The organism is Sphingomonas sp. (assembly GCF_031426035.1).
Lineage (GTDB): Bacteria > Pseudomonadota > Alphaproteobacteria > Sphingomonadales > Sphingomonadaceae > Sphingomicrobium.
The window spans coordinates 1-14,641 of the sequence record NZ_JANPKO010000156.1 but is presented as its reverse complement, the minus strand read 5'-3'; the positions used below and the strand labels follow the sequence as shown (position 1 = coordinate 14,641).

At 69.6% G+C, this 14,641-nt stretch carries 16 protein-coding genes and 2 riboswitches; of the genes, 7 read left to right on the top strand and 9 right to left on the bottom strand.

Features of this window, described 5'->3' with window-relative positions:
- Window positions 1-13 precede the first annotated feature (13 nt).
- The 8 genes from RMP08_RS11620 to RMP08_RS11585 form a co-directional block, all read right to left on the bottom strand.
- Complete coding sequence (locus RMP08_RS11620; RefSeq protein ID WP_310469163.1) at window positions 14-652, bottom strand: DUF938 domain-containing protein; 639 nt, start codon at window positions 650-652, stop codon at window positions 14-16.
- Window positions 649-1,113, bottom strand: a complete 465-nt coding sequence (locus RMP08_RS11615; protein ID WP_310469162.1) for an ABA4-like family protein — start codon at window positions 1,111-1,113, stop codon at window positions 649-651. The genes RMP08_RS11620 and RMP08_RS11615 overlap by 4 nt, the downstream gene beginning before the upstream one ends.
- Window positions 1,113-2,714, bottom strand: coding sequence for an aminomethyl-transferring glycine dehydrogenase subunit GcvPB (gcvPB, locus tag RMP08_RS11610; RefSeq protein ID WP_310469161.1), 1,602 nt, complete (start codon window positions 2,712-2,714; stop codon window positions 1,113-1,115). Before gcvPB ends, RMP08_RS11615 begins: the two co-directional genes overlap by 1 nt.
- A complete protein-coding gene (gene gcvPA, locus RMP08_RS11605; RefSeq protein ID WP_310469160.1) occupies window positions 2,711-4,069 on the bottom strand; it encodes an aminomethyl-transferring glycine dehydrogenase subunit GcvPA in 1,359 nt (452 codons plus the stop codon). Before gcvPA ends, gcvPB begins: the two co-directional genes overlap by 4 nt.
- Window positions 4,069-4,854 (bottom strand): class I SAM-dependent methyltransferase, encoded by a 786-nt coding sequence (locus RMP08_RS11600; RefSeq protein WP_310469159.1) that lies wholly within the window; start codon window positions 4,852-4,854, stop codon window positions 4,069-4,071. Before RMP08_RS11600 ends, gcvPA begins: the two co-directional genes overlap by 1 nt.
- On the bottom strand, window positions 4,836-5,207 hold the full coding sequence (gene gcvH / locus RMP08_RS11595; RefSeq protein WP_310469158.1) for a glycine cleavage system protein GcvH: 372 nt from the start codon (window positions 5,205-5,207) through the stop codon (window positions 4,836-4,838). Before gcvH ends, RMP08_RS11600 begins: the two co-directional genes overlap by 19 nt.
- Window positions 5,204-6,406, bottom strand: coding sequence for a glycine cleavage system aminomethyltransferase GcvT (gene gcvT / locus RMP08_RS11590; RefSeq protein ID WP_310469157.1), 1,203 nt, complete (start codon window positions 6,404-6,406; stop codon window positions 5,204-5,206). Before gcvT ends, gcvH begins: the two co-directional genes overlap by 4 nt.
- 64 nt (window positions 6,407-6,470) lie before the next feature.
- Window positions 6,471-6,568, bottom strand: a riboswitch (glycine riboswitch).
- Window position 6,569: 1 nt separating this feature from the next.
- Window positions 6,570-6,663: riboswitch (glycine riboswitch) on the bottom strand.
- A gap of 81 nt (window positions 6,664-6,744) precedes the next feature.
- Window positions 6,745-7,380: a hypothetical protein gene (locus tag RMP08_RS11585; RefSeq protein WP_310469156.1), complete on the bottom strand. Its 636-nt coding sequence runs from the start codon at window positions 7,378-7,380 to the stop codon at window positions 6,745-6,747.
- An 85-nt stretch (window positions 7,381-7,465) separates the two neighbouring features.
- Here RMP08_RS11585 and ispH point away from each other — a divergent pair, with 85 nt between their 5' ends.
- Both ispH and rnhA read left to right on the top strand, forming a co-directional pair.
- Window positions 7,466-8,410 carry a 4-hydroxy-3-methylbut-2-enyl diphosphate reductase gene (gene ispH / locus RMP08_RS11580; RefSeq protein WP_310469155.1) on the top strand — a complete coding sequence of 315 codons (945 nt, stop codon included), beginning with the start codon at window positions 7,466-7,468 and terminating at the stop codon, window positions 8,408-8,410.
- A 4-nt stretch (window positions 8,411-8,414) separates the two neighbouring features.
- Window positions 8,415-8,858, top strand: coding sequence for a ribonuclease HI (rnhA, locus tag RMP08_RS11575; RefSeq protein ID WP_310469154.1), 444 nt, complete (start codon window positions 8,415-8,417; stop codon window positions 8,856-8,858).
- Here the strand turns inward: rnhA and RMP08_RS11570 are convergent.
- Entirely contained in the window at window positions 8,855-9,931 is a 1,077-nt protein-coding gene (locus tag RMP08_RS11570; protein WP_310469153.1) for an FAD-binding oxidoreductase, read from the bottom strand. The genes rnhA and RMP08_RS11570 overlap by 4 nt on opposite strands.
- A gap of 51 nt (window positions 9,932-9,982) precedes the next feature.
- On the opposite strand from RMP08_RS11570, the gene RMP08_RS11565 reads away from it, so the two are divergent.
- The 5 genes from RMP08_RS11565 to RMP08_RS11545 form a co-directional block, all read left to right on the top strand.
- A complete protein-coding gene (locus RMP08_RS11565) occupies window positions 9,983-10,456 on the top strand; it encodes a prepilin peptidase (RefSeq protein ID WP_310469152.1) in 474 nt (157 codons plus the stop codon).
- Window positions 10,457-10,501: 45 nt separating this feature from the next.
- Window positions 10,502-11,545, top strand: a complete 1,044-nt coding sequence (cpaB, locus tag RMP08_RS11560; protein WP_310469151.1) for a Flp pilus assembly protein CpaB — start codon at window positions 10,502-10,504, stop codon at window positions 11,543-11,545.
- A gap of 1 nt (window position 11,546) precedes the next feature.
- Entirely contained in the window at window positions 11,547-13,004 is a 1,458-nt protein-coding gene (locus tag RMP08_RS11555; protein WP_310469150.1) for a type II and III secretion system protein family protein, read from the top strand.
- Between the two features lie 29 nt (window positions 13,005-13,033).
- The gene (locus RMP08_RS11550; protein ID WP_310469149.1) at window positions 13,034-13,687 is read left to right on the top strand and encodes a CpaD family pilus assembly protein; all 654 of its coding nucleotides are present in this window, start codon (window positions 13,034-13,036) and stop codon (window positions 13,685-13,687) included.
- The coding region (locus tag RMP08_RS11545; protein WP_310469148.1) for a pilus assembly protein CpaE at window positions 13,687-14,641 on the top strand (955 nt) is incomplete at its 3' end. The genes RMP08_RS11550 and RMP08_RS11545, both read left to right, overlap by 1 nt.

Genomic DNA, 14,641 nt, shown 5'->3' with positions numbered 1-14,641 from the left:
TTCGGACGGGCTTTCAGTCGTCCCGGCGCAAGAGCAGCATGAGGTTGTTGGCCGGCATCGCGCGCCGCTCGGCCAGCGATAGGCCGCGGCGGGCGGCCTCCGCTGCGAAATCCTCGACCAGGCGCAGGCCCCACTCGGGATTGCGCGCCTTGAGCTGGGCATCGAACGCGAGATTGCTCGGTGCGGCTTCGACCCCCGCTTCGAGCCACGGCCCGTAGAGGATCAGCGGCGCGCCCGGCCCAAGCAGCCGCGCGGCGCCGTAGAGCAGCCCCAACGCCGCGATCCACGGCGAAATATGCACCATGTTGAGGCTCAGCACCGCGTCGGCCGCGGCGATCGGCCAATCAGGCGCCGCGGCATCGATTTCGACCGGGGGCCGGATGTTGGACAGCCCCGCCTGCTCGCGCCACGCGGCGATCGAGGCCAGCGCGCCGGGGTCGGCGTCGCTCGGTTGCCACTCGAGCGCCGGGAACGCGCGCGCGAAATGCACCACATGCTCGCCCGTCCCGCTGGCGATCTCGAGCACCAGCCCGCGCTCCGGCAGCCAGTCGCGCAGCACCTCGGCGATCGGCTCGCGATTGCGCAGCGCCGCGGGGGCCGAACGCCGTGCGTCGCTGCTCGCCGGGCCCTCATAAAAGCGCTCGCCGCTCATTCCGTGCGGGCAGCCGCGCGCGCCCGGCGCTCGCGCACCACCAGCCACGCCAGCAGCCCGATCGGCCCCGCCATCAGCGTCACGAACAGGAACGGGACCTGCGCGATCCGCGAAAAGCCTTTGTTGTCAGCATCTTTGGCGATCCACTGGCCGACGAACAGGTCGAACGCGAGATAATGCGTCCAGCCGATCACGATTCCGCCGTCGCTCATGAAAAAGGCGCGCAACCCATCGACCGAATAGTCGCCGAGGTCGGGCGGCGGCAGGCCGGGCAGCCGCTGCGGGTCGGCAAGCCCGCCGAACAGCGCGATAAACATCGCGGTGTAGGCGAGGCACAGCAGCCCGACCCCGAGATAGAGCACCAGCGCCGACACTTTCGGCCCCCGCGGCAGCAGCGCCAGCGCCGCCCAGCCGGCAAAGGCGATGGCGTTGGTGAGGACGAACAGCGCGTCCCAGCTCATCAGCGGCCCCCGGCCTCGCTCGGGCTCGGCTCGCCCGCCGCTGCCGGCGCCGGCGCGCGCCAGGTTAGCACCGGTTTGCGCGCCGCCAACGTCTCGTCGAGCCGCCGCCGCGGGGCATGGACCGGCGCCGCCTTGAGCGTCTCGTCCCCCGCCCGCGCCCGCTCGGCGATCGAACGCATCGCGGCGATGAACTGGTCGAGCGCGGCGCGCGATTCGGTCTCGGTCGGTTCGACCAGCATCGCGCCGTGGACGACGAGTGGAAAGTACATCGTCATCGGGTGGAAGCCCTCGTCGATCAGCGCCTTGGCCAGATCGATCGTGCTCAGGCCGTTAGAAAAACCTTTGTCGGAGAAGATCGCCTCGTGCATGCACGGCCCGCTCGAAGCGAACGGCGCGTCGAGCACGTCCTCGAGCGCGCGCAGCACGTAATTGGCGTTGAGCACCGCGTCCTCGGCGACCTGGGCCAAGCCGTCGGCACCGTGGCTCAGCATGTAGGCGGCGGCGCGGGTGAACATTCCCATCTGGCCGTGGAACGCGACCATCCGCCCGAAGCTGCGCCCGTGGTGCTCGCCCGCGGTCTCCTCTTCGACCAGCTCGAAGCGGTCGCCGCGCTTTTCGATGAACGGCAGCGGCGCGAACGGCGCCAGCGCTTTCGACAGCACCACCGGCCCCGACCCCGGCCCGCCGCCGCCGTGCGGGGTGGAGAAGGTCTTGTGCAGATTGATGTGCATGGCGTCGATGCCGAGGTCGCCGGGGCGAACCTTGCCGACGATCGCGTTGAAATTGGCGCCGTCGCAATAGACCAGCGCCCCGGCGGCGTGGACCGCGTCCGAAATCGCCTTCATGTCGGGCTCGAACAGCCCGCAGGTGTTGGGGTTGGTGATCATCACCGCGGCGACATCAGGCCCGAGCCGCGCCTTCAATGCGTCGAGGTCGACCCGCCCCGCGGCGTTGGCTGGGATGTCCTCGACGCGGTAGCCGGCGAACGCCGCGGTCGCGGGGTTGGTGCCGTGCGCGCTTTCGGGCACCAGCACCACCTGCCGCGCATCGCCGCGCGCCTCGAGCGCGGCGCGGATGCACAGCAAGCCGCACAATTCGCCGTGGGCGCCGGCCTTGGGGCTCATCGCCACCGCCGGCATCCCGGTCAGCGTGGTCAGCCAGTGGCCGACGAGGTCGATCAGCTCGAGCGCGCCTTGGACGGTGTCGGTCGGCTGGAGCGGGTGGATGTCGGCAAACCCCGGCAGCCGCGCGACCTTCTCGTTCAACCGCGGGTTGTGCTTCATGGTGCACGACCCGAGCGGGAACAGCCCGAGGTCGATCGCGTAATTCTGCCGGCTCAGCCGCGTGTAATGCCGCACCGCCTCGGGCTCGGATAGGCCGGCGAGGCCGAGCGGCGACGTGCGAGCAAGTTGCTCCCCTCCCGCCCAGCGGGAGGGGCCGGGGGAGGGCCTGTCGAAATCGACCCCAGTCGTCTCGGCATCGCCAATCTCGAACAGCAGCGGCTCTTCGAGCATCAAGGCACGGTTGCCTGTAACCGTCGTCGCCTCACCTTGAGCGTTGGCCGGCGTCGACGGGCGCCATCCCGACGGGTTGACGGTCATTGCACCGCCTCCTTCAGCGCGGCATCGAAGGCGTCGATGTCCGCGTCGGTGACCGTCTCGGTGACCGCCACCACCAGCCCGTTCTGCAAAGCCTCGACCCCCGGGTAGAGCCGGCCCAGCGAGACCCCGCCCAAAATGCCCTGGTCGGCCAGCGCGCGCGCCACCGGCCGCGCTTCGACCGGCAGACGCACGGTGAATTCGTTGAAGAAGCTGTCGTTGACCAGCTCGACCCCCGGGATCGCCGCAAGCCGCTCGGCAACATTTGCCGCGCGTGAATGGTTGAGCGCCGCCAATTGCCGCAATCCCTGCTCGCCGAGCAGGCTCATGTGGACCGAAAACGCCAGCGCGCACAGCCCCGAGTTGGTGCAGATGTTGCTGGTCGCTTTCTCGCGGCGGATATGCTGCTCGCGGGTCGACAGCGTCAGCACGAAGCCGCGCTTGCCTTCCGCATCGACGGTCTCGCCCGCCAGGCGCCCGGGCATTTGCCGGACATGTTTTTCGCGGCACGCGAACAGCCCGACATACGGCCCGCCGAACTGCAGCCCGACGCCGATCGACTGGCCTTCGCCGACGACGATATCGGCGCCCATCTCGCCCGGCGCCTTGATCAGCCCCAGCGCCACCGGCTCGGTGACCACCGCGACCAGCAATGCGCCGGCCGCATGCGCCGCTTCGGCGATTGGCGTGAGGTCGGTGATGCGGCCGAGGATGTCGGGGTATTGCACCACCACGCAGCTGGTCTCGCCGTCGATCGCCGCGATCAGCGCTTCGGCGTCGGTCGCCGCATCGAGCGCGGGCACCGCGGTGTCGAGCGTGTCGCCGGTGAACTTGGCCATGGTCCGCGCGACCGAGACATAATGCGGGTGCAGCCCGCCCGACAGGATCGCCTTGGTCCGCCGCGTGATCCGCCGCGCCATGCCGATCGCTTCCCAGCACGCGGTCGAGCCGTCGTACATCGAGGCGTTGGCGACCTCGCACCCGAACAATCGCGCGACCTGGGTCTGGAATTCGAACAGCACCTGCAGCGTGCCCTGCGCGATTTCGGGCTGGTACGGCGTGTAGGCAGTCAAAAACTCGCCGCGCTGGATGATATGGTCGACGCTGGCCGGGACATGGTGGCGGTAAGCGCCGCAGCCGAGGAAAAACGGCGCCTCTCCCGCGACCAGATTCTTGCGCGACAAGGCGGTCAGCTGGCGCTCGACCGACAGCTCGCTGGCATGGTTGGGCAGCCCCTCGATCGGCCCCGAGAGCCGCGCCTCGGCGGGCACGTCGCGGAACAGTTCGTCGATGTCGCCGGCGCCGATCGCGGCCAGCATTTCGCCGCGGTCACCGTCACTCAAGGGCAAATAACGCATCAATCAGGCTTTCTCATGATGAACCGCAGCCGGACATAGTCGGCCACGTCGGTGTCGAAGGCATCGGCCACCGCGGCGGCGATTTCGGCGCGCTCGGCGTGCGGCACCCCGGCGCGGTCGAGCCAGCCGGCGCGGAAGGTGGTGACCCACGCCGCGACGCCATGCTCGAGCGGGGTCGGGCGCTCGACCAGCCGCGCGTCGATCTCGCCGGTGAACCCCGCGGCCTCATACACGGCTAGGAATTCCTCGACCGACGGGTACCAGTTGGCGGCAAAGGTCGGCGGGCCGTAGCCGCGAAGCACAAGCACCTCGTCGAGCGCCTCGCGCAGGCGGGCAAGATTCCCCTCGCCGCCCATTTCCCCGGCAAACCGCCCGCCCGGCTTCAATGCAAACCAGATCGCGCGCGCGGCGCGTTCCTTGTCGAGCACCCAGTGCAGCGTGGCGTTGGAGAAAGCGGCGTCGAACGCTTCGGCGAACTTAAGCTGCGCGGCGTCCATCAGCCGCGCATCGAGCCCGCGCGCGCGCGCGGCGCCGATCATGCTCAGGCTGTTGTCGATCCCGACCACGCTCGCGCCGCGCTCGACGATCTGCTGGGTCAGCGAGCCGTCGCCGCAGCCGACGTCGAGGATATGCTCGCCCGGCTGCGGGTCGAGCAGGTCGAGCGCGGCGGCGCCGAGCGCGGGCACGAACCCGCCGAGCCGCGCATAATCGGCCGCGTCCCACTGGCTGGTCGAGGCGACGGGGTCGCTCAAGGCGGGCGGATCGCTCAGAGCGTGGTGACCCATTCGCGGTAGGCGGCCTCGTCCATCAGCCCGTCGAGCTCGCCCGGGTCGGCCAGCTTCAGCTTGAAGAACCAGCCCTCGCCTTCGGCGTCGCTGTTGATCAGGCTGGGGTCCTCGGCGACCGCATTATTGCCCTCGATCACCTCGCCGCCGACTGGCGCATAAACGTCCGACGCCGCCTTGACCGATTCGACCACCGCCGCGTCGTCGCCCTTGGCCAGGCGCTTGCCCGCCTCGGGCACCTCGGCGAACACGATGTCGCCGAGCGCGCCCTGGGCATGGTCGGAAATCCCGACCGTCGCGGTGTCGCCGTCGACCTTGATCCATTCATGCTCGCGGGTGAAATACAGGCTCATGCGGGGGCTCCCTTGCGGTGGTAGCGGTGGGGGACGAACGGCATCGGCGCGACGCTCGCGTCGCACAATTTGGCGCGGCTCTCGAGCTTGAGCGCGGTGCCCGGCTCGGCGAGATGCGCGGCGACATAGCCCATCGCGATCGGCCGCCCGAGGCTCGGCGAATGGCCGCCGCTGGTGATCCGGCCGACTTCATTGCCCTCGCCGTCGAGCACCCGCGCGCCCTCGCGCACCGGCTGGCGGCCGTCGACCGCGAAGCCGACGCGCTTCTGCACCGGGCCATTGGCGAGCTCGGCGAGGATGCGCTCGGCGCCGGGGAAGCCGCCCTCGGCGCGGCGGCGCTTGTTGATCGCGAACTGGAGCCCGGCCATGACCGGGGTGGTGTCGCGGTCGATGTCGTGGCCGTACAGCGGCAGCCCGGCCTCGAGCCGCAGCGAATCGCGCGCGCCGAGCCCGATCGGCCTGACCCGTTCGTCCGCTACCAGCGCCTCGGCCAGCTCGCGCGCGCCATGCGCGTCGATCGAGATCTCGAACCCGTCCTCGCCGGTGTAGCCCGAGCGGCTGATCCACGCCGGCCGCGCGACCGCGCGGAACGCGCCGCCCTGCATGAAGGTCAGCCCGGACACCCCGGGCGCGATGCCTTCCAGCACCTCGGCGGCGCGGGGCCCCTGCAGCGCGAGCAGCGCCTGTTCCTTCATGTGATCGACCAATACCCCGGACGGCAGGCGGCGCTCGAGCTCGGCGATGTCGCCAGCCTTGGTCGCGCCGTTGACGACGACGTAGAATTCGTCGCCGCGGCGGGTCGCCATCAGGTCGTCGATGATCCCGCCATGCTCGTCGAGCAGCAGCGAGTAGCGCAGCTTCATGTCGGGCAGCGCGCGCAGCTCGCCGGGCAGCAATGTCTCGAGCGCGCTGTCGGCGCCTTGGCCGTGGATCAGCAGCTGCCCCATGTGGCTGACGTCGAACAGCCCGGCGCTCTCCCGCACCCACAGATGCTCGGCGATGATGCCTTCGTACTGGACCGGCATCTGATATCCCGCGAACGGCACCATCCGCCCGCCCTTGGCGCGGTGCCACGCGTCGAGCGCGAGCTGCTGCGGAGGCGCCTCGGCCGGCCCCTCGCCGCCGTCGGGATCGCCGCGGTACGGCTCGCCGCGGGCCTGGGTCTGGTCGGTCGGGCCGTTATGGACTTCTCGGCTCATCGGGCGCTCCGGCAAATCACAAAGGGCGACGGCCCGCCTGGCGTTGCCGCCCGGACCACCGCCCCCGTCTGTCGCTTGGCACCTGAGAGCTTTCCCCGGGCGAATATGCCGGGTTACCCCTTCGGCTGTCCCGGCAAGTGGGCCGGGGCACTTTCCAGACTGTCAGGCGCGCGCGGTCCCTGGTGCCTGAGAGATTCCGGGGGCGGTTGCTCCTTCGGCGGCGACGGTTGCCCGCCGCACTCTCCCGCGCGTCCTCCCGGCAGCACGCCGCCGGAGACGCCGCGACCCTTGGCGGGACGCCATGCTCAAGTCAATTGCGTTGCGGCTGGGCGAGGCGCCTAGCGAGTGGCGTTGTAGCGCAGTTGGGCGTCGCTCATCTGGAACCCGACCAAATGCTCGAAGCTGGCGCGGGCGACCGAGGCGCGGATGGCGGGATCGGTCAGCGGGTCGATCGCGGCGTCGGCATCGCCCGGCTTGCGCCGCTTGGTCAGCACCTTGCGGACGTTCTCGGGCAGGGTCGCGGCGGCGCGCGATACCCGCGTGGTGGCCTGGCCCGAGGTCTGGGCGCGCATCGCCCCGTCGGCGAAATTCAATGCGACATTGCCGACCCGCTTGGCGACCACCTCGCTGCCGCCCTGAACCACGACGTTGAAATAGGGCAGCACGACGGTGCGCGCCGGGCCGGGCACCGACCGCACGCCGAGCACGTCGAAACTGACGGTCGAGACGACATCGGCGCCGGCGCTGTCCTGGCAGCTGCCGCGGACGTTGGTGATCGTCGCGGTGACGTCGATCGCGCCCGCGGTGACGTTGCCGGGCGGGTTGAACAAGGTGATATCGCCGGTCGCCGCGGGCACGCCGACCTCGGGGCACACGCTGCGGACGGTGTAGACGCCCCCGTCGCCGACCTTGCCCTGGCGCGAGCAGGACGACAGCAATGCGAGGAGCACAAGCGGGACGAGGCGAAGCTTCACGGGCGGGACTTCCTTGGCGAGGGGCGTGGCGCGTTCATAGGAAGCGCCTTTCAACGCTGCAAGCAATCGCTTACATCGCAGCCAAATGGCCACGGCCCGCCCCCCCTTGCACGTTTTGATCGCCGCGCCGCGCGGATTCTGCGCCGGCGTCGATCGCGCGATCCAGATCGTCGAGCTCGCGCTCGAGCGGTTCGGCGCGCCGGTCTACGTCCGCCACGAGATCGTCCACAACCGGTTCGTGGTCGACCGCCTGCGCAGCCTCGGGGCGGTGTTCGTCGACGAGCTCGACGAGGTGCCCGACGACCGCCCGGTGGTATTTTCGGCCCATGGCGTGCCCAAATCAGTGCCCGAGGCGGCCGCCGGCCGCAGCCTCAATTACCTCGACGCGACCTGCCCGTTGGTATCCAAGGTCCATCGCCAGGCCGAGCGGCTGATCGCCGAGGGCCGGCATATCCTGTTCATCGGCCATGCCGGCCATCCCGAGGTGATCGGCACCTTCGGCCAGGTCCCGCCGGGCTCGATGACCCTGGTCGAGACGGTCGAGGATGTCGCGGATTTGGCCCTGCCCGACGGCAATCTGGCGTTCCTGACGCAGACCACTTTGTCGGTCGACGACACCGCGGCGGTGGTCACCGCGCTCCAGGCGCGGTTCCCGACGATCAAGGCGCCCAAGAGCGAGGACATCTGCTACGCCACCTCCAACCGCCAGGCGGCGGTCAAGGCGATCGCCCCGCGCTGCGAGCGGATGCTGGTGATCGGCGCGCCCAACAGCAGCAATTCGCTGCGCCTGGCCGAGGTCGCTCAGCGGATGGGGGTTCCGGCCAAGCTGATCGAGCGGGCGACCGACATCGACTGGGACTGGGTCGGGACGCCGGCCTCGCTTGGCGTAACCGCCGGCGCGTCGGCCCCCGAACTGCTCGTGCGCGAAGTGCTCGACGCGCTTGCCGCGCGCTTCGCGGTGACCGAGGAAATCGCCGACCACAGACCCGAGAACATGGTCTTCAAGCTGCCGCGCGAGCTCGTTGCCTGACCCGATGAGCGAGCTTCCCAAGGTCGACATCTTCACCGACGGCGCGTGCCGCGGCAACCCCGGCCCGGGCGGCTGGGCGGCGCTGATACGCGCGGGCGCGCGCGAAAAGGAAGTGTCGGGGGGCGAGCCGCTGACCACCAACAACCGGATGGAGCTGGTCGCCGCGATCGAGGCCCTCAACGCGCTCAGCAAGCCGTGCCGGGTCGCGCTCTACACCGACAGCAATTACGTCCGCGACGGAATCACCAAGTGGATCCATGGCTGGCGCAAGAACGGCTGGCGGACGTCCGACCGCAAGCCGGTCAAGAACGCCGATTTGTGGCAATCCCTGCTCGACGCCTGCGCCCGCCACCGCATCGAATGGCATTGGGTCAAGGGCCACAGCGGCCACCCCGAGAACGACCGCGCCGACGCCCTCGCGTGCGCCGCGGCCGACGCGATGCGCTAGGCGAAGCGACCAGGCGAAAAGGGCGCCGGATCGATCTCGGGTTGCTCCCCCAGTAGCAAGGCAGCCGCCAGCTTCGCCGCCGCGGGCGCGGTCTGGATCCCGAAGCCGCCTTGCCCGGCGCACCAGAACAGGCCCGGCACGCCCGAATCGAAGCCGTAGACCGGGGCGCGGTCGGGGGCGAAGCTGCGCAAGCCCGCCCAGCGCCGCTCGACCGCCTCCACCGGCCAGTCGACCACCTGCTGGAACCGGTCGACCGCGGTGGCGACATCGATTTCCTCCGGCGCGGCGTCGCCCGGGGCGCTGTCGATCTCGTCGTGCGGGCTCAGCCACAGGCTGCGGTCGCCTTCGCCCTTGAAATAGAATTTGCCCGCCGCGTCGTTGATCAGCGGCAGCGCCCTCAGCCCGTCGCGCGCGACCCTGAGCTGGACCATCGTCCGCCGCTTCGGCGCGATGCCGAGCGGAGCGGCGCCGGCCGCTGCTGCAACCACGTCGGCCCACGCCCCGGCCGCGTTGACCAGCACCGCGGCGGTCAGCGTCTCGCCGCCGGCCAGCGCGATCGTCCACCGGCCGCTCGCGAATCGCGCCGAGCTGAGCGCGGCATCGGTCACCACCGACCCGCCCGAGCGCCTGAACTGGGCGAGAAACGCCGCGTGGAGGCCGGCCACGTCGATATCCGAGCAGCCCGGCTCGTAGCGCGCATAGCGCCAGCTCGGGCGGATGCCGGGAACGATTCGTTCGAGCTCCGCCCGCGCGACCTGGCGCGAGCCCACCCCCGCGACCGGCGCGATCGGCGCGTCGTCCGAGATATGCAGTGCGCCGCGCGGCGACAGAAAGCCGCCGGTGCCGAGCGCGGCGCGCGAGGCGGTGGTCAGCGGGGTAATCGCCGGCCCGCCATAGGATTCCATCCAGAACGCCGCCGACCGCCCGGTGGCGTGGAAGCCGCACTGCGATTCGGCCTCGATGATGATGGTCCGGCGCCGCGCCGCGATCGCGGCGCCAAGGCTGGCGCCGGCGATCCCGCCGCCGACGATCAGCACGTCGCACGCGGTACTGGGGGCGGTCCGGCTGGCCATCGGCTGGCGTGGTTACGGTTTTGTAAGCCCTGCCGTCTAGGTGTCGCCGTGATGGACGCCACGCTGATCATGGAAGTGTTGCTCGGCCTGCTGGCGATCCTGCTGGTCGTCGCGGCGGTCATCGACGTCCGCACTTTCACCATTTCGAATCGGCTCAACCTCGCCGTCGCGGCGCTCGCGATCCCGTTCTGGTGGTCGAGCGGGCTGCCGCTGTGGCCCAACATCGCGGTCCAGGTCGGCATTGCGCTTATGGTGTTCGCGCTGTTCGCCGCGGCCTTTTACGCCGGCATGATGGGCGGCGGCGACGTCAAGCTCGCGGCGGCGATCGCGCTGTGGTTTTCGCCCGCCACCACCCTCAAGTTCATCGTGCTGATGTCGATTGCCGGGGGCGTGCTGACACTGGTCGTGCTCGGCCTGCACCGGCTCCGCCGCAAGGACGGCCGGCCGCAAATTCCGTACGGGGTCGCCATCGCTTTTGGCGGCCTCGCCATTCTCACCCAACGGTTTCTTAACCAATTTGCCTGATGTGTGGAAACATACACGGGGCCCTGAAGGGGAGGCGATTTCGCCATGGACGTAAGAAAAATCATGCTGCTGGTCGGCGCGCTGATGATTGCAGCGGTCACCGCGATCATGGCCAAGAACATGTTCGTCGGAGCCGGCGCTCCGGAAGCGGCCGCGCAGGCGGTCCCGACCGGCCCCAAGGTGCTGGTGGCGCGCAAGGCGTTGCCGGTCGGCACCATCATCGATGCCGAGAGCCTGACCTATCAGCCGTGGCCCAAGGAGCTCGTCCAGAGCGCTTATTACTCCGAGGGTGAGCCGGGCTCCGAGATGTCCAAGCTGCTTGGCACCGTCGTGCGCTACCAAGTGTCCGCCGGCCAGCCGCTGACCCGCGGTTCGCTGGTCGGCCCCAACGACCGCGGCTTCCTCGCCGCGGCGCTTGGTCCGGGCATGCGGGCCATCACGGTCCCCGTCAACGCCACCACCGGCGTCGCCGGCTTCGTCTTCCCGGGCGACCGGGTCGACATGGTCTTGACCCAGGAAGTCACGGGCGGCGGCGAAGGCCAGGCGCTCAAGGTTTCCGAGACGATCGTCCGCAACGTCCGCGTGCTCGCCACCGATCAGCGCATCGACAGCAAGGGCGAGGACGGCAAGACCGAAGTCAAGGTGTTCACCAACGTCACCCTCGAGGTAACGCCGCGCATCGCCGAGAAGGCCGCCGTCGCGCAGAGCATGGGCCAGCTGTCGCTGTCCTTGCGCTCGATCGCCGACAACGCGTCCGAGCTCGAGCGTGCGGTTGCCGCGGGCGACATCAAGGTGCCTGCCGGGACCGACCCGGCCGACGAGCGGCGCATGCTGCTGGCGGTCGCCAATCGCCCGCTCGACACCAACACGACCTACACCACGGGCGGTGACGTCTCGCGCTTCCGGCGCCGCAGCGTCCCGGGCCGTTCGTCGAGCGGCGGTGACAGCATGGATCCGCTCAGCAAGTTCGCCAACGCCCTGATGGGCCGCGGCGGTGCCTACGGTGGTGCGTCCGCGGAGCCGTCCGGCCCGGTGGTGCGCGTCGCTCGCGGCAATGCCGTTACCGTTGTTCCGGTGGGAGCCCGCTAAGATGACCAGTCGTAATCCTCGCATCGGCGTCGCGCTTGCGGCCCTGGCCCTCGGCCTCGGCACCTTGCCCTTCGCCGCTCCTGCCGCGGCTGCTCCGCCGGCCGGGACCTACCGCCCCACGGGGATGGTGCTGCTGTCGACCGGGGAAGGCCAGATGGTCAACCTCAACCGCAGCGTCGCCAGCGTGTGGACCTCGAACCCCGGTGTCGCCGACGTCTACGTCAACGGCCCGCGCCAGCTGAACCTGTTCGGCAAGGAATCGGGCGAGGCGACGGTCATCGCGACCGCGGCCGACGGCTCGGTGGTCTATGCCACCAACGTCCGCGTCAGCCAGAACATCACGTCGGTCAACGACATGCTGCGCGCGGCGATGCCGGACTCCAACATCCACGTCACCAATGTCGGCCAGATGGCGGTCATCAACGGCACAGTCGCGTCGCCGTCCGACAGCACACAGGCCGAGATGCTCGTCCGCGCCATGCTCAACCCGGGGCTCAAGGCCGACGAGCCGCTCAAGATCGTGCCCGTCAACCGTCTCAAGACGGCGGTGCCGCTGCAGGTCAATCTCAAGGTCAAGATCGCGGAAGTGAACCGCTCGCTGCTGAAATCGGTCGGCGTCAATTTGTTCTCCTCCGATTCGACCAGCGGCTTCAGGTTCGGCATCGGCCAGGGCGACGGCACCGCGACCACCGGGCCCGGCAGCTCGCCGTTCAACGTCGGCGCGCTGCTCGGCGGCGGCACGACGATTGGCGCGGCCGGCAAATTGTTCGGCCTCGACCTGGCCGGCGCGATCGACCTCGCCGAGCGCGACGGTTTCGTGACCACGCTGGCGGAACCGAACCTGACCGCTTTGTCAGGCGAAACCGCGAGCTTCCTCGCCGGCGGCGAGTTCCCGATCCCGACCTCGTCGACGCTCGGCTCGGTCACCGTCGAGTACAAGCAATACGGTGTCAGCCTGGCGTTCACGCCGATCGTCCTCGCCGATGGCCGCATTTCGATGCGGGTGCGGCCGGAGGTCAGCGAGCTGACCACCGAAGGCAGCGTCAAGCTTCAGGAATTCGTCATTCCGGCGCTGACCACGCGGCGCGCCGAGACGACCGTCGAGCTCGGTTCCGGCCAGAGCTTCATGATCGCCGGGCTGCTGCGCAACTCGACCAACAATGACATCAGCAAGGCGCCGTTCCTCGGCGACCTGCCGATCCTCGGCGCGCTGTTCCGCTCGAACAGCTTCCGCCGCCAGGAAACGGAGCTGGTGATCATCGTCACGCCGTACCTGGTGCGTCCGGTTTCGGGCCAGCTTCCGCTGCCGACCGACGCGCTGCGCGCGCCGACCGATCCGCAACGCGTGTGGGAAGGCCAGCCCTACGAAGGCCAGCGCGGTGCGCGGCCGGTGGCCGCTTCGCCCGCCCCCGGCCTCAGTGCCGGTGCCGCAGCTGCTGCGCCCGGGTTCAAGCTGTGACCTGCGGGCCGCAAGGAAAGGATGCCATCATGCGTATGAAGATCGGTCTTCTATTGCTCGGTTCGGCGGTCGCCGGCTGCAACCACGTGCCGCAGGACCTGCCCGATCGCGGCGTCAGCGCCGTGCACACCCCGGTTGTCAGCCGCGCCGACTATGTGTTCGACGTCGCCGCGCCGGACGGCATGCTGCCGCCGCAGGAGGCCGCGCGCCTCGACGCGTTCTTCAGCAACCTCGGCGTGTCCTACGGTGACTCGATCTACATCGATGCCGGTTATGCGGGCGCCGCCCGGGCCGAAATCGAGCGCATCGCGGGCAATTACGGACTGCTGGTTTCGGCCGGAGCGCCGGTTACCGCCGGAGCGGTTGCGCCGGGCAGCGCCCGCGTCATCGTCAGCCGCCTGCAGGCGGCGGTCGCCGGTTGCCCGGACTGGAACCGGCCCGGCCAGCCCAATTACAACAATCGCACGCTGCCCAACTTCGGCTGCGGGGTGAACTCGGCCTTGGCGGCGATGGTCGCCAATCCGCAGGACCTCGTCCACGGCCGCGAAGGCACTGGCGTGGGCGACGCGTTCGCCGGCGCCAAGGCGATCGTGATGTACCAGAATTGGCCGCTCACCGGCATCATCGACGGCCAGGTCAAGCGGCCGCTCAAGATCGCCGACACCAAGAAGGACGACAAGTGATGAACGCCCCTGCTCATCCGCGCGCTGGATTGCGCGATCCGTTCACCGCGTTCGTCTGCGACGATGCCACCGCCGACATGCTGCGGCCGGTCGCGGTCGAGCACGGCTGGTCGCCGGAGAAGGTCAACAAGGGCGGCCTGCGCAACGCGGTGCAGTCGCTGTCGGTGTCGGCCAGCCCGAACATCCTGTTCGTCGACCTCAGCGAGAGCGCCGACCCGCTCAACGACATCAACGCGCTGGCCGAGGTGTGCGAGCCGGGCACGATCGTGATCGCCACCGGCCAGGTCAACGATGTCCGCCTTTACCGCGACCTCGTCGCCAGCGGCATCCACGACTATCTGCTCAAGCCGTTCACCGTCGACCAGCTGCGCGACACCTTCGCCAATGCGCAGATGACGCTGTCGGGCCCGCGCGGTGAAACCCAGGCCGACAAGCCGCACGTGATGGCGGCGGTGATCGGGGTGCGCGGCGGCGTCGGCGCGTCGACCATCGCCACTTCGCTGGCATGGCTGATGGGCGAGCGCGCGCATCGCTCAACCGCGTTGCTCGACCTCGATGTCCATTTCGGCACCGGCGCCCTGGCGCTCGACCTCGAGCCGGGCCGCGGCCTGACCGACGCGATCGAGAACCCGAGCCGCATCGACGGGCTGTTCATCGAACGCGCGATGGTGCGCGCCAACGAGCGCCTTTCGGTGCTCTCGGCGGAAGCCCCCATCCACCAGCCGCTGGTGACCGACGGCACCGCCTTCTTCCAGCTTCAGGAAGAAATGCGCAACGCCTTCGAATCGACCGTGCTCGACCTGCCGCGCCACATGCTGATCCAGTATCCGCACATGGTCCATGACGCGCATGTCGCCGTGGTCGTCGCCGAGCTCACGCTGGCGGCTACCCGCGACACCATCCGCATCCTGGTCTGCGGCGCGTTGGACTTGAGCCAGGCCAGCGAGGTGGCGA